We start from the raw sequence: 14,890 nt of genomic DNA, 5'->3' as shown, positions 1-14,890 counted from the left end.
AAGCCGATGGTACTATTTCCGCGATTAATCCAGCGGAATTGCGGCATGTTACGTTCTGATCCACGTCTTCACTTACGTGAAGTTCTATTTCTGCTTTTTGCCCAGCTTAAAGTGGCGCTTGCCCTGATGGCTGCTGTTGCGTTTCTGCTGTTTTCGTTCTCTTCCCCTGCTCTTGCCGCGGGAAAAGATGATAAAGCCAATCGAATTGTCAGCGGTATTATCAGTTTTACCCGCTGGCCATCGCTGCACGGTGCGCCACAACTTTGTGTGTTCTCCTCTGCACGGCACCTCAACTTTCCCGCCAGCCCAACGGCAACCTCGCTGCCGTTTAGTGTCATTTACCTCAACAGTGACAATGAGTTAGCCAGTAATCGTTGCGATGCTATTTATTTTGGCGACCAGACCCCGCAGCAGCAGACGGAATTGCTGGCCATGGAGCCCGGTAAAGCGGTGCTGTCGCTGGCTGAAAACAACCCAGATTGCGCCGTCGGTGCCGCTTTCTGTTTAATCTTCAATGCCGATCATCCCATGTTTTCCGTCAACCTTGACTCGCTGAGCCGCAGCGGCGTGCGAGTCAGCCCGGATGTGTTGTTGCTGTCGCGCAAAGGAAGCCAATAAGATGAAATTTGAAAAAAATAAAAACGAGAAATCATCTATCCGCATCAAGCTGCGCAAAATCAGCATCATTAACTCGGCTGTTATTTTACTGCTGTGCTGGCTGCTGCTCTCTTCCACGTCGTTGCTGTTCATTAAACGCTATGAAAAAAGAAATCTGGAGCTGATTGCCGCTACGCTAAGTAACAGTTTGACCGCCGCCACCGTATTTGAAGACAGCTATGACGCGCACAAAAAAATTGCCACGTTAGGCAATGAAGGTATGTTCGCCTCAGCAAAACTGGTCACCGATGATCAAACGGTTTTGGTGAACTGGCAAGATCAGCAGCAGCAAAGCGGCTGGTATCAGAACTTCCTGCGTGAATGGATCTATGCCCGCCCGATCAGTGTGAATATCAATCATTCTGAGAATGTGGTCGGTACTCTGACGCTGGTTGGCACGGTGACCGGGGCCGCCGATTTTATTCGCTATTCGGTGATGATTCTAACCAGCGGTATGATCTGCGTGCTGGTCGTCGCCTCACTGCTGAGTGCCTTTTTGCATCGCGGTATTCTGGTGTCGCTGCGCAATATCACCAGTTCAATTCATTACGTTATCCGCTCTGGTGATTTTTCATTACGCATCCCAGAAAGCCGGACGAAAGAATTCCAGCTGTTCTCGGAAGACCTGAATTCGCTGCTGGCAGAGATGCAGTCATTACAAGCCTCACTGCTGCGAGATAACCGCTCGCTGGCAGCCAAAGCCTTAGAAGACCCCCTGACCGGTTTAGCCAACCGTGCGGCTTTTGTTGCTCAACTGACCTCGCTGCTGGATAAACAGCTGGCGCAAGAGCAGTTTGTTTTGCTGTTCCTCGACGGTGACCGCTTTAAAAGCATTAACGACAACTGGGGACATGCCGCTGGAGATGAAGTGCTGCGCGCCATCGGCTCGCGTCTGGCATCATTGGCCTATAAACAGGATCTGGTCGCCCGACTGGGGGGTGATGAATTTGCCATGCTGATCACCAGTCGTGCCACCGAATCTCAGTTGCAACTGCTCACCGAGGAGATTCGCAGCTCTATCGCGCAGAAGATCATGATTGCGGAAGGCACGCCGATTACCACCTCTGTCACCATTGGCTACGCCTGGTCACAACATGGCGATACCGTGGAATCAATTCTTGAACGTGCAGACATGAATATGTACAAAAACAAAGGGATCAATAAGGTACGGATATGAAGATAAAACTCTTTCTGCTGGTTTGTATTATGTCCATCGTCGGCTGTCAGTCACCTGGCCGTTTTACAGCGGCTCAAATCGCGGCAATGCAAAGTGAAGGCTTTACTGAAAACAGTGAAGGCTGGGGCCTGGGCTTATCAGAGAAGATTTTATTTGGCGTCAATGAGTCTCAGTTGACGCCTGGCAGCCAAACCACCATTGCGGCCATGGCGAAAAAACTGTCTGATACAGGTATTCAGCATGTACGTATTGATGGGCATACCGATAACTACGGCAAAGCAGATTACAACCAGCAACTGTCCCTTAAGCGCGCCAACGCCGTTGCGGCGCAATGGGCGCAGGGTGCCGCCGTACCACGTACCAATATCACCACACGTGGCCTGGGGATGACCGCCCCGATTGCCAGCAACAACACGGCGCAAGGACGTGCTCAAAACCGCCGCGTGGCGATTATCGTCACCTCCCCTTAATATTTCGTTCCGTTATTTATGGGGCAGAATATTCTGCCCCATATTCATTGATTCCTGTTTTTTATTTATATAACATTCCCAGCGATGATATTACGACATCGGTAAACCTCCGTGTCTTGGTGATTATTTTCACCACTTATCATCCATAGCAATTAATATTTTCATCACTATGACAGGAGTCACCATGAAATTACCGATTGTATTCGCTGCCCTATTCCTTGCCACTACAGCTCACGCTGAAATCACTCTGACAGGAAAACCTGACAATCAGTTTACGCAAGATGCCCATAAAAATATTGAAGCGCGTAAGAAGATGCTGAGCGACGCAAAAATTGACCGTAGTTCCTTTAGCAAGAAAGTTCAGCAAACCTGTGACATCACGGCGCCACAGGAAGCCGTTGATAAATTTCATAAAATGACAAAACAGATTTTGGGTTACGAAATGTCATTTGAAGAAGCAGGCTACAATGAAAAAGATTATCGTAAGGTGATCAGCTTTAGCTGTTATAAAGGCGCGAACTGGACCATCAACGGCATGGATAAGCAGATGGAACCTCAGTTGGTTAAAGCAGTAAAAGATCATCAAGAAGCCGCAAAAACAATGACCGATAAAGCTACGGCCGAGGGCTACAGAATCGCTATTGAGGCCACGCAGCAAGGCATGGTCGCAGCAAGAAAATAATGACTGCGGGTAAATCCATTCGCGGATTTACCCTTTCTTGTTATTCGTTTCCGCGTGACAATCCATAATAATATAAACGATCGCGGGCCAGGTTCTTCATTTTCACCTCACACATAATGTCGAAATCCTGGAATGACAACGCCCAGTCATTCAGCGTTTGATTGAAATAATAATCCGCATGAGCGCGTAATTTAGATTTGCTGACGGCTAAATCATGCTGGTCAGGAAAACCCTCTTCTGGGATAAGCCCTTCCTGAGCAATCGAATAATGCAGCACTGGCCGCACGCCTCGCCAGGATTCGATGATCAACGGAACACGCGCATCGTCCGCCTGGATATAGTGATTCTCCTTCACCCAATGGTGATGAATATCTAGCACCACCGGGCACAGATCGCGGGCTTGCAGCACATCGTCAATTGAGCAGGAGATCTCGTCATTCTCGACCGTCAGCATATTGCGTGCTTCAGGAGAGAGCCGCAGAAATGCGGCGCGAAACCCCTCAATGCCCTTCTTGCCATTCATATGAATGTTGATTTTGAAATCCTGGAACTGGCGGCCATAACCCATTGCGACGGCACAGCTGGCATGATACTCCACATCCTCAATCGCCCGGTCCACGACCCCTTCATTGTCTGAAGCAAGCACCGAATATTGGCCGGGATGGAAAGAGAGCCGGATATTGTTCGCGCGGGCAAACTCGCCGCAGCGCGCCAGCAGCGGCAGCAAGTCAGGCATTAATTCTGCATAAATCGCCGTGGCTTCGGGCACGGTATACAGCGGCAACAGATCGCTGCCAATACGCATCATGCGCAACGCGTCTGGCAACGATGCCAACTGTTCCAGCATCCGAAATTGGTTTTCAATATTTAGAGTGGCCAGTTGAGAGAGCAAACTGGCCTGCGCCGCACGATCCAGGCTGAGAAAACGCGTGCGCGTGGTGGTTTTAAACGGAAATGGCTGCTTAGCCTGTGCATCTAAGAACTTGCACGCAAACCCTAATTTCATCTTACATCCCCTTCAGAACAGCCTGAAAGTGTAGCTGGCAATCTGAAGGTTGCAGAAAATATCAGGAACAGGCGCTAATGCTGGTCAGCAGGATTTTTACTGGTCACCATTGCCCTTTTTAACCCCAAGCACTCAGGTTGACAAGCCGGCTGGGGCTGCACAGGGGCAGGCATCCGCAGCGCTGAGCGGAGAGAGTATGCCAGGAGAGCCCGCAGGACGCGGGCGAAAGGTGGCGCTGGAACATGGATGTTCCATCGGCACCGGTCCGTAAGGCAGACGAATGAAGTGAAGGTACCGCGTCAGCGGCGTGAGGACCGCCAGCCCCTGTGCAGCGCCAGCCGGCGCCTGCATCAGTTACTTGACTAGCCGCTTCATCACCCCTACTTAATCACTACACGCTCGGAAACGTAATACTACTCCCCGGGGCTTCACGATGTAGATGGATAAAGTTAAGGTGGCGTTCATACTGATCGAGGATATCAATAATCACCTGTTCCTTATTGTAATCCATCAAATCGTTACCCTGGCTCCCCTCCAGCAGGAAGGTCTCCAGCCGGTAATAGGTCGATTTACCGCTGCGGGCGCGATAGGTAAAGCCCGGCACCGAATACTGCTGTGGCCAAATCTGATACACGAAATCTTGCTCTTCGCCTAACAGCACACGCAGATCCAAATGCCCCAGCGGTTGCCCCTCTTCTGGCTCAACGCGCTCCAGAGACACCCGTCCTCCACGCAACTCCAGCTCTTTCGCCACATCCTGCATCGCCGGGAACAGCACTGTCTCCATCATCTGCTGGGTGTAGCGCGTACCTGGATAATTCATCAAGCGTGACAGACGTTTTTTCCAGCTCAAGCGATCGTTGCTGGCCGGAATATAAGGCGCGGTCTCACGGCTGGCGCTGGCGCGACGGTGATCTTCGACTTTCAGCGATTTATACAATCCCGCCATTACGAAGAAAATCACAAAACTGAACGGCAGGCCCATAATCACCGTGGCATTCTGCAAGGCAGAAATACCATTGGTCATCAGCATCCCCATCGTCAGCACGCCAATCGCCACCGACCAGAAAATACGCAACCAGTTTGGCGCATCGCTGTTAATGTCTTTCAGTTTTGAGGTGAAGTTGCCCAACACCAACGAACCGGAATCCGCTGAGGTCACGTAAAACAGCATGCCAGTGATAGTGGCAACCGAAGCACTAAACTTAAAGGCTGGATACTGCGCCAGTAGACTGTAGAAACCGCGTTCAGCATGCGCCATCACTTCCTGGGCGAAACCGGCGTCGCCATGAATGATTTCATACAAGGCCGCGTTACCGAACACCGACAGCCACAACAGGGTAAAGGTGAAAGGAATAATCAGCGTGCCGAGTACAAACTCACGAATGGTGCGCCCGCGTGAAATACGCGCCAGGAACAAACCGACAAACGGCGACCAGGCTACCCACCATGCCCAGAAGAATAGCGTCCAGCTGTTCATCCACTCTTTGGGCTGATCAAAGGCGAAGGTATTTAGCGTCATGCCCATAAAGCGGTTAATGTAATCGCCCACGTTCAACACCAAAGCATTCAGCAAGAAATCGGTTTTGCCCATAAACAGCACAAACAGAATCAAGCCCAGCGCCAGCGCGACATTTAGCTCAGACAAAATACGAATGCCTTTATCCACGCCCGAGGTCACGGAAATGGTGGCGATAATCACCGACAGCACAATCAGCGCCGCCTGAGCGGTAAAGCCTTCTGGGATGTCAAACAGCACATTGAGGCCGTAATTGAGCTGAACCACACCAATCCCTAACGTGGTGGCGATACCGAAGATGGTACCGACCACAGCAGCGATATCCACGGTATGACCAATCGGCCCATTGATGCGTTTGCCAAAGATCGGATAGAGCGCAGAACGAATGGTGAGCGGCAGGTTATAGCGGTAACTAAAATAGCCGAGCGCGATGCCCATCAGCGCATACATTGACCAGCCGGTTACGCCATAGTGGAACAGCGTCCACACCATCGCCTGACGCGCCGCCTCCATGGTTTGCCCGGCCCCTTCCGGTGGCTGCATATATTGCGTGACGGGTTCCGCCACCGAGAAGAACATCAGGTCGATGCCTATCCCTGCAGCGAACAGCATCGCTGACCAGCTTAATAAGCTGAATTCCGGTTTGGACTGCTCTGGCCCGAGTTTAATCGCGCCGTAACGCGAGCACGCCATGTACACCACAAACACAATGTAAAGTGTGGCGGCGAGCATGTAGTACCAGCCAAAAGTCGACGTCACCCAATTTACGGTGGTCTGGATCCAGCTGGCTGCTAACTCGCTGTAAAAAATCGTGACAAGTGAAAATGTCAGAATCAGTCCGGCTGAGGTATAGAACACCACAGGATTGATTCTGTCTTTTTCACTGGCAGGTGGATTAATCATCGGTTACCTCTGGTTAATTTCCTGTAATAAATCAATTAATTATCATGACCAGTTCACCTGGCCTTGTTGTTTTTAACTCCCCCGTCTTCCCTCCCTCGGTTTCGATGCCCCGCATAGCCCGGTTCACCGCTGCGTTTTTGTAACAATCGAAGCACAGCATCCTAACAAAATTCTTTTTTATATTGAACGTGCAATCAAAAAAAGTTTTAATGGTGCCCTTACATTGTGGTGGAGCTGGAGTCATGCCAAAGGTGGGAATGCAGCCGATTCGTCGTCGGCAACTGATTGATGCAACCCTCGATACCATTAACGAAATGGGAATCAACGATGCAACTATCGCGCAGATTGCACGTCGTGCTGGCGTCTCGACGGGCATCATCAGTCACTACTTCAAAGACAAGAACGGTTTGCTGGAGGCCACCATGCGTGATGTCACGCGTCAACTGCGTGACGCGGTCGCCGCCAGATTAAAACCACTGGCACAGGCCAGCACCGAAGCGCGGCTGCTGGCGATTGTGGAAGGCAACTTTGATGACACCCAGGTTCACAGTGCAGCCATGAAAGCCTGGCTGGATTTCTGGGCCAGCAGCATGCACCAACCGCAGTTGGGGCGTCTGGAACGCGTTAGCAGCCGCCGCTTATTCTCCACGCTGGCGGCTGAATTTCGCCGTGAACTACCACGTGAGCAAGCACGTTTGGCGGCCCATGGGCTGGCATCGTTAATCGACGGACTCTGGCTACGCGCAGCACTGAGCGGCAAACCCTTTGATTTGGGCATTGCCCGTACGCTTACCACCCAATTCATCAGCCAGCAGTTAGCTGGCAAATAGAATCACTGAGGAAGGAGAAATCATGTCCCGATTCAACGAGCAACACCTGTACATTGATGGCGCACTGGTCCCTGCAGCTGCAGGCAACACATTCCAGACCATCAACCCTGCCAATGGTGAAGTGCTGGCCGACGTGCATGAAGCGGAACGCGCTGATGTCGATCGTGCCGTCGTGGCGGCGCAAAAAGGCCAGAAAATCTGGGCGGCGATGACTTCAATGGAACGCTCGCGCATTCTGCGTCGTGCAGTGGATATCCTGCGTGAGCGCAATGACGAACTCGCCGCCCTCGAAACCCTGGATACCGGTAAGCCATTGAGCGAAACCCAATATGTCGACATCGTCACCGGTGCCGACGTGCTGGAGTATTACGCAGGTTTAATCCCGACGCTGGAAGGTCAACAAATCCCGCTGCGCGACACATCTTTCGTCTATACCCGCCGTGAACCGCTGGGTGTGGTGGCCGGTATCGGTGCGTGGAACTACCCGATTCAAATCGCGTTGTGGAAATCCGCCCCTGCTCTGGCATCCGGAAACGCGATGATTTTCAAACCCAGCGAAGTGACCCCACTGACCGCATTGAAACTGGCAGAAATTTACACCGAAGCCGGTGTGCCAGCCGGTGTCTTCAACGTATTGAATGGCCGTGGTGCCGTCACCGGACAGCTGCTGACTGACCATCCCGGCATCGACAAGGTCTCCTTTACTGGCGGCGTGGCGAGCGGCAAAAAAGTGATGGCGAACGCAGCCGGTTCGACCTTGAAAGAAGTCACTATGGAACTGGGCGGTAAATCCCCTCTGATTATTTTTGATGATGCCGATCTCGATCTGGCTGCGGATATCGCCATGATGGCCAACTTCTACAGCTCCGGCCAGGTCTGCACCAACGGGACGCGTGTGTTTATCCCGACCAAATTCCAGGCCGCGTTTGAAGCAAAAATCGTCGAGCGCGTGGCGCGCATCAAAGCAGGCGATCTTAACGATCCTGCCACCAATTTCGGTCCGCTGGTCAGCTTCCCACATCGCGATAATGTGATGCGCTACATCGAGAGCGGTATCACCGAAGGTGCGCGGCTGCTGTGCGGCGGCAAACGACTGAGTGGCGCTGATTTCGACAACGGCGCCTGGGTTGAACCCACGGTATTTACCGACTGCCGCGACGACATGACCATTGTGCGCGAAGAGATCTTTGGGCCGGTAATGTCGATTCTGACTTACGAAAGCGAAGAAGAAGTGGTGCGTCGAGCCAATGCCACCGACTTCGGCCTGGCGGCAGGTGTGGTGACACAAGACCTTAACCGCGCGCACCGCGTGATCCACCAGATTGAAGCGGGCATCTGCTGGATCAATACCTGGGGCGAATCTGCCGCCGAAATGCCGGTGGGTGGCTACAAACATTCGGGTATTGGCCGCGAGAATGGCCTGATGACACTGCAAAATTACACCCAGGTGAAATCTGTGCAGGTCGAGTTATCCCGTTTTCAGTCCGTATTTTAATTCAGCTTTAACCTGAGGAGCGACTAATGGAATTTGATTACATCATTATCGGAGCCGGATCCGCAGGGAACGTTTTGGCAACAAGACTGACCGAAGACAGCAGCGTTAACGTGCTGCTATTAGAAGCCGGTGGTCCTGACTACCGCTTCGATTTCCGTACGCAGATGCCTGCAGCTTTGGCATACCCGCTACAGGGTAAACGCTACAACTGGGCGTATGAAACCGAGCCTGAGCCACATATGAACAACCGCCGCATGGAGTGCGGACGCGGGAAAGGCTTGGGCGGATCATCACTGATTAACGGTATGTGCTACATCCGCGGTAATGCCATGGATCTCGATAACTGGGCGCAGCAGCCTGGGCTGGAGAGCTGGAGCTACCTGAACTGCCTGCCCTACTACCGTAAATCGGAAACCCGTGATATTGGTGCCAACGATTACCACGGGGGTGAAGGCCCGGTGAGTATCACCACCTGTAAGCCGGATAATAACCCGCTGTTCGCCGCCATGATTGAGGCGGGCGTGGAAGCGGGCTACCCACGCACGGAAGACCTGAACGGGTATCAGCAAGAAGGCTTTGGCCCGATGGATCGTTTTGTCACGCCAAAAGGTCGCCGTTCCAGCACCGCCCGCGGCTATCTCGACACCGCGAAAGTGCGTCCGAATCTGAAGATTGTGACGCACGCCACCACCGATCGCATCCTGTTTGAGGGCAAGCGCGCAGTCGGTGTGCAGTATTTACAGGGTTCGAGTAATACCTCGCATCAGGTTCATGCGCGTCGTGAAGTGTTGCTGTGCGCGGGGGCGATCGCTTCACCGCAAATTCTGCAGCGTTCGGGTGTCGGTTCAGCCGCGTTGTTAGAAAATTTTGATATCCCAGTGGTACATGATTTGCCGGGCGTGGGTGAAAACTTGCAGGATCACCTTGAGATGTACCTGCAATATGAGTGCAAAGAGCCGGTTTCGCTCTATCCTGCGCTGAAATGGTACAACCAACCGAAAATCGGTGCCGAGTGGTTGTTTAACGGTACGGGTATCGGTGCCAGTAACCAATTCGAAGGCGGCGGTTTTATCCGCAGCCGTGAAGAGTTTACCTGGCCGAATATTCAGTATCACTTCTTGCCTGTGGCGATTAACTATAACGGTTCCAACGCCGTCGAGGCGCATGGTTTCCAGTGTCACGTGGGTTCGATGCGTTCACCGAGCCGCGGTCATGTGCGCATTAAATCGCGCGATCCCCGCCGCGATCCGGCCATTTTGTTTAACTACATGGCGCATGAGCAGGACTGGCATGAGTTCCGTGATGCGATTCGCATCACCCGACAGATCATCAATCAGCCCGCGCTGGATAAATACCGTGGCGCGGAAATCAGCCCAGGACTCGATTGCCAGACGGATGAACAACTGGATGAGTTTGTGCGTAACCATGCGGAGACCGCCTATCACCCGTGCGGTACCTGTAAAATGGGCAGTGACGAGATGGCAGTCGTCGATGGTGAGGGGCGCGTTCACGGGCTACAAGCACTGCGCGTGGTGGATGCCTCGATCATGCCGTTGATCATTACCGGCAACCTGAATGCCACCACCATTATGATTGGCGAAAAGATCGCAGATAACATTCGCGGTCGCCAGCCATTGCCGCGCAGTGAAGCGGATTACTTCGTTGCGGGCGATCGCCCGGTGCGCGGTGAACCAAAGCGCGCTTAAAGCTTTATCCCGGGGCGGCCTAATGGTCACCCTGGTAACTGCTCAGATATTCTCGAAACCTCTCCTCCCCGCCTGAAGATCAACAATCTATCGCTTTGTAGCTTTCTTGTGTTTGGCTTCATAAAGTCAGTCCGTATAACATTGCAGGAGCCAATTCTTCTTCCGCATATGACTTTATGGACAGGGACATGACTTCAGATAGCAATCTTTCACGCCAGGTTAAATCTTTAGTAGGATTACCCTCTCACCATATGATCATGCTCTATCAGTTAGCCGTTATGGGATCACTCTCCAAAACGGCCTTGATGGAAACAGTTAACAAGCTGAATCAGCCCGGGCCGAGAATCAATCAGTCAGAGATTGAGAGTGCGCTTCAATCTTTGCAAGATTCTGACTGGATTGAAAAAGTGGAAAGCCGCTGGCAACTGACTCCCAGTCATGAAAATAGCCTCCAGCTTTTGCTGTTAAAGCAGCCAGAACTCATGCTCTCGGTTCTCGATCAAGCCCGCCATATGGGCGCTAAATCATCCAATATCGCGCGAACACTGACATGGATGTCGTGCCTGGCAGGGCTGGAATTCCAGCTCTCCATGAATCTGTCGCGCTGGATGTCTGGCAAAGATTTCCGTCTTAAAGATCACCCTGCAATGAAACTGGTTGCTGATGATGCAGGTAAAGAAGCCTTTCTTCTGCTTAATAAAGAAATACAAATTGAGTTGTTGTCATCTGCATTGAATGAGGCCAGCTACCAGTTCAGCGAGTGTGATGCACTCTGGCAGTTCGCCTGTGAGCAGGATGAAACTCTCCCCGGGATTGCAGGCGCAATTGCGCTGCAAGCCTTGTGGCGTGATGAACGGAGCTGGTTAGAAAAATATCAGGGTGAAGAGCTGTCTGTTTATCTGGTGGGATGGCTCGAACTGTTTGCAGATGAACGCGATCTGGCACTCAAACACTATCGAGCCCTTGCCAGCCAAATGCGTAAACTGTCCGGTAAGCGCAAACTCGATTTCCCTCCCCAGAAAGCGGTGATGGCCGCCATCACCCTGCTGAGCAACCCTGATACAAAAGCGTTAAAAGCTTTGCAGGACGTCGGCGAACAAGCCAGATTGGCCACGCAAGACGTCGCATGGTGGATGATCCAAGGACTGTTTGAGGAGCGTTACCGCACTGACCCCTATCTCCGACAGTTAAAGTACATCGAGCAGCCATTACGCGGCATGCCTGGGCTTTTTCAGTCTCTGATCTTGTTCTGGCTGGGTGACACGCCGCAGCAGCAGCAACATCGTGCGCGATTACAGGCTTTTGTCTCTCAACTTGATAAGCGCGGATACCGTTTAGCCGCGTATGAAATCCGAACGTTGTTACACCTGCAATTCAATGAGGATGCGCCCACCCCATTAAGGGGGCGTGTTTCGCTGAGCCAACTCTGGCAGCGTAAATCTAACTGGGAATTTGCTTTGGAGGCGCTGACTCAACTTGCGCCTAACACGAGTGAGAGCACCTCGCGTCTGGCCTGGTTTATTACGCGCTCACATCATGGCGTCGAAATGGTTCCCCTGGAGCAAAAGCGCAACAAGCAGGGATGGACCAAAGGACGAGCGCTGGCGCTTAAACGTCTTCGCTTTAACACTGACGAGTTAGATTGGTTATTGCCGCAGGACCGCCAGGCGTGTGAACACATACAGGGTGTTTATGGTCATGGCTATTACGGTAGTGAACGGTACGAAGTGAATGCGGAAAAAGCGTTACCTCTGCTGGCAGGTCATCCCGCGGTGTTCTGGCATGATGCACCCGATATCCGTATCGATATCGAAAAGGGTGAAATTATACTGGAGCTGCAGGAGAAAGATGACCGCCTCAGCTTAAAACTCAGTCCTGCCTTTGATGCCAGCGACAAAATTGTCATCGTTAATGAAACGCCCACCAGAATAGTGGCCTATCCGGTAAGCGAAGCACACCAAAAAATCGCCGCCATCATCGGTGATACCTTATTTATGCCGTCCTCAGCGCGCGACCAGGTTTTAAAAGCGGTTTCCGCTATTGCACCACTGTTGCCGGTGCAAGCTAACCTGCCCGAATTAATGGCTCATATTCCTCACGTTGATGCAGATGAGAAAATCTATGCACAGCTATTGCCGATTGGTGAAGGACTGCGCGTGCAGCTGTTAGTGCGCCCCATTGCCACTGGCGCCTGGCTGGGACCGGGCCGCGGCAATGAAATTGTTAACGGTGAGCAGAGTGGGCAAGCCGTGCAAACCCGTCGCGATTTAGCTCGCGAAAAGAATAACGTACAGCATGTTATCCAGGCCTGTCCGCTGCTGGCGGAAACGGAACAAGAGAATGCTGAATGGCAACTGGATAATGTTCAGGATGCCTTGGAAGTACTGACTCAACTGCGCAGTGTTAACAGTACCTTGGTTGAGTGCATCTGGCCTGAAGGCGAACGATTCCGCATCGGTGCCAAACGCAGCATGCGCGAAGTGAAATTCAACATTACGCGCCAGGGTGAGTGGTTTGCTTTGGGCGGTGAGCTTAAGCTGGATAATGGCAAGGTTATCGAACTGCGTGAGTTACTGACACTGATGCAGCAAAGTCATGGCCGTTTCATTCAACTAAGCGATCAGGAATGGTTGGCGCTCGACCATCAATTGCGTCAACGACTGCAACAAATCGCCCTGATGAGTGGGCATGAAGGTGAGTCACTCACTCTCAATATGCTTACGCTGCCGTTTATCAAAACATTGGCAGATGAAGCGGGCGACCTGGTGGGTGATGCAGACTGGCAGCAAAAATTGCACGAGCTTGAAACGCGAGAGCACTATCATCCCAAGCTTCCTTCTACGCTTAAAGCAGAACTCCGCGACTATCAGCTGGAAGGCTTTACCTGGCTTGCGCGATTAGCGCAGTGGGGTGTTGGCGCCTGTCTGGCGGACGATATGGGGCTGGGTAAAACTTTGCAGTCTTTGGCACTGCTGGTTGAACGTGCGCCCGCTGGTCCACAGTTGATCGTCACACCCACATCCATTACACACAACTGGCTCAATGAAAGCGCCACGTTCGCCCCCACCCTCCAGATCCGCGAATATCGTCATAATCGCAAATTAGACAATCTGGGCGAATTTGATGTGGTTGTCGTCAGCTACGGCATGCTGCAACAAGATATCGACGCATTTGCCTCACAGCATTGGCACAGTGTGGTATTGGATGAAGCACAGGCGATTAAGAATGCCCAAACGCAACGCGCACAGGCAGTGGTGAGTCTAAAAGCCGATTTTCGATTGGCACTGAGCGGAACCCCCGTCGAGAATAGCCTGAGCGATCTGTGGAGCCTATTCCGCTTTATCAATCCGGGCCTGCTGGGCAGCCAAAAGTCCTTTAACAAACACTTCGCAGCGCCAATCGATCAAGGCGATAAAATTGCAGCGAGCACCTTAAAACAGTTGATCCAACCCTTTATGCTGCGCAGAACCAAAGCGCAGGTGCTGCAGGAATTACCTGCCCGTACCGATATTCTGCACCTTATTCCAATGAGCGATGAAGAGCTGCATTGGTACGAAGCGTTACGCCAGCAAGCCGTGGAGCGAATGGAACAGGTTGGAAGTGATGTTCGTGCCATTCAGGTGTTGGCTGAGCTGACCCGCCTACGCCGATTCTGCTGCAACCCGTCACTGGTTTTAGAGGGGTTATCACTGCAAAGCAGCAAGATGGCTGCCTGTCTCGACATTATTAATGAACTGCGTGCCAATAATCATAAGGCGCTGATATTTAGTCAGTTTGTCGATCACCTCGCCCTGCTCAGAGCAGCATTAGAGGCCCAGCAAATACCCTATCAGTATCTCGATGGTTCAACACCGGTCGCTGAGCGCAATATGCGTGTGAAACAGTTTCAATCCGGGGACGGTGATTTATTTCTTATCAGCTTAAAAGCCGGGGGAACCGGACTTAACCTTACGGCTGCCGATTATGTTATCCATCTCGATCCCTGGTGGAACCCTGCAGTTGAAGACCAGGCCAGCGATCGCGCGCACCGTATCGGGCAGGAACGCCCGGTTACGGTTTACCGTTTAGTGATGGAGGGTTCGATTGAGCAGCAAATCGTCTCCCTTCATAGTCAGAAGCGACAACTGGCTGAAGATTTACTGGAAGGCAGTGATAGCGTCGGCAAGCTGAACACCGAAATGCTGTTATCGATGTTACAAAGTCAATAGCAGAGGCGTCATGGCCCTTTCAGACAACACGCACCAGGGCTAATGAGCAGGCTGGGGCCGCACCGGGGCTGGCAATCCGCAGCGCTGAGCTGAGCGAGTATGCCAGGAGAGCCCGCAGGACGCGGGCGAAAGGTGGCGCTGGAACATGGATGTTCCATCGTGAACTGAACCCCTTAACCTGGACTGCTTAAGTCAGCTTATTTTGATTCTGAGTCCGGTACTCTACCGGGCTCAGTC

The 14,890-nt window shown here is 52.3% G+C and carries 10 protein-coding genes; 8 read left to right on the top strand and 2 right to left on the bottom strand.

From position 1 onward, the window contains the following. Window positions 1-45: 45 nt before the first annotated feature. The 4 genes from yfiR (at window position 46) to QMZ30_RS17520 (ending at window position 2,986) form a co-directional block, all read left to right on the top strand. Window positions 46-618: a regulatory sequestration protein YfiR gene (gene yfiR, locus QMZ30_RS17535; protein ID WP_283228349.1), complete on the top strand. Its 573-nt coding sequence runs from the start codon at window positions 46-48 to the stop codon at window positions 616-618. A 1-nt stretch (window position 619) separates the two neighbouring features. Next, window positions 620-1,834: a diguanylate cyclase DgcN/YfiN gene (dgcN, locus tag QMZ30_RS17530; protein WP_283228348.1), complete on the top strand. Its 1,215-nt coding sequence runs from the start codon at window positions 620-622 to the stop codon at window positions 1,832-1,834. Continuing rightward, window positions 1,831-2,304 (top strand): outer membrane lipoprotein YfiB, encoded by a 474-nt coding sequence (gene yfiB, locus QMZ30_RS17525; RefSeq protein ID WP_283228347.1) that lies wholly within the window; start codon window positions 1,831-1,833, stop codon window positions 2,302-2,304. Before dgcN ends, yfiB begins: the two co-directional genes overlap by 4 nt. Window positions 2,305-2,488: 184 nt before the next feature. Continuing rightward, window positions 2,489-2,986: a conotoxin gene (locus QMZ30_RS17520; RefSeq protein WP_283228346.1), complete on the top strand. Its 498-nt coding sequence runs from the start codon at window positions 2,489-2,491 to the stop codon at window positions 2,984-2,986. Between the two features lie 40 nt (window positions 2,987-3,026). On the opposite strand, the gene uvsE is transcribed toward QMZ30_RS17520, so the two are convergent. Together uvsE and QMZ30_RS17510 are read right to left on the bottom strand one after the other, a co-directional pair. Beyond that, window positions 3,027-3,992, bottom strand: coding sequence for a UV DNA damage repair endonuclease UvsE (gene uvsE, locus QMZ30_RS17515; protein WP_283228345.1), 966 nt, complete (start codon window positions 3,990-3,992; stop codon window positions 3,027-3,029). Window positions 3,993-4,383: 391 nt separating this feature from the next. Beyond that, window positions 4,384-6,414 (bottom strand): choline transporter, encoded by a 2,031-nt coding sequence (locus tag QMZ30_RS17510; RefSeq protein ID WP_039334977.1) that lies wholly within the window; start codon window positions 6,412-6,414, stop codon window positions 4,384-4,386. A gap of 242 nt (window positions 6,415-6,656) precedes the next feature. On the opposite strand from QMZ30_RS17510, the gene betI reads away from it, so the two are divergent. The 4 genes from betI (at window position 6,657) to QMZ30_RS17490 (ending at window position 14,653) form a co-directional block, all read left to right on the top strand. Then, on the top strand, window positions 6,657-7,244 hold the full coding sequence (betI, locus tag QMZ30_RS17505) for a transcriptional regulator BetI (RefSeq protein WP_283228344.1): 588 nt from the start codon (window positions 6,657-6,659) through the stop codon (window positions 7,242-7,244). Window positions 7,245-7,266: 22 nt separating this feature from the next. Further along, window positions 7,267-8,739, top strand: a complete 1,473-nt coding sequence (betB, locus tag QMZ30_RS17500) for a betaine-aldehyde dehydrogenase (protein WP_283228343.1) — start codon at window positions 7,267-7,269, stop codon at window positions 8,737-8,739. Between the two features lie 26 nt (window positions 8,740-8,765). Beyond that, window positions 8,766-10,445 (top strand): choline dehydrogenase, encoded by a 1,680-nt coding sequence (gene betA / locus QMZ30_RS17495; protein ID WP_283228342.1) that lies wholly within the window; start codon window positions 8,766-8,768, stop codon window positions 10,443-10,445. A gap of 188 nt (window positions 10,446-10,633) precedes the next feature. Continuing rightward, window positions 10,634-14,653 carry a DEAD/DEAH box helicase gene (locus tag QMZ30_RS17490; protein WP_283228341.1) on the top strand — a complete coding sequence of 1,340 codons (4,020 nt, stop codon included), beginning with the start codon at window positions 10,634-10,636 and terminating at the stop codon, window positions 14,651-14,653. Window positions 14,654-14,890 lie beyond the last annotated feature (237 nt).

It is taken from the genome of Pantoea sp. EA-12 (genome assembly GCF_030053355.1).
Taxonomy (GTDB): Bacteria; Pseudomonadota; Gammaproteobacteria; order Enterobacterales; family Enterobacteriaceae; genus Pantoea; species Pantoea vagans_C.
This window is presented reverse-complemented; position numbering and strand designations above follow the sequence as displayed.

Coding starts and splice junctions, on each gene's coding strand:
- QMZ30_RS17520 (WP_283228346.1), top strand. CDS start 2,489: ATGAAATTACCGATTGTATTCGCTGCCCTATTCCTTGCCACTACAGCT.
- QMZ30_RS17490 (WP_283228341.1), top strand. CDS start 10,634: ATGACTTCAGATAGCAATCTTTCACGCCAGGTTAAATCTTTAGTAGGA.
- yfiB (WP_283228347.1), top strand. CDS start 1,831: ATGAAGATAAAACTCTTTCTGCTGGTTTGTATTATGTCCATCGTCGGC.
- QMZ30_RS17510 (WP_039334977.1), bottom strand. CDS start 6,414: ATGATTAATCCACCTGCCAGTGAAAAAGACAGAATCAATCCTGTGGTG.
- betA (WP_283228342.1), top strand. CDS start 8,766: ATGGAATTTGATTACATCATTATCGGAGCCGGATCCGCAGGGAACGTT.
- dgcN (WP_283228348.1), top strand. CDS start 620: ATGAAATTTGAAAAAAATAAAAACGAGAAATCATCTATCCGCATCAAG.
- uvsE (WP_283228345.1), bottom strand. CDS start 3,992: ATGAAATTAGGGTTTGCGTGCAAGTTCTTAGATGCACAGGCTAAGCAG.
- betB (WP_283228343.1), top strand. CDS start 7,267: ATGTCCCGATTCAACGAGCAACACCTGTACATTGATGGCGCACTGGTC.
- yfiR (WP_283228349.1), top strand. CDS start 46: ATGTTACGTTCTGATCCACGTCTTCACTTACGTGAAGTTCTATTTCTG.
- betI (WP_283228344.1), top strand. CDS start 6,657: ATGCCAAAGGTGGGAATGCAGCCGATTCGTCGTCGGCAACTGATTGAT.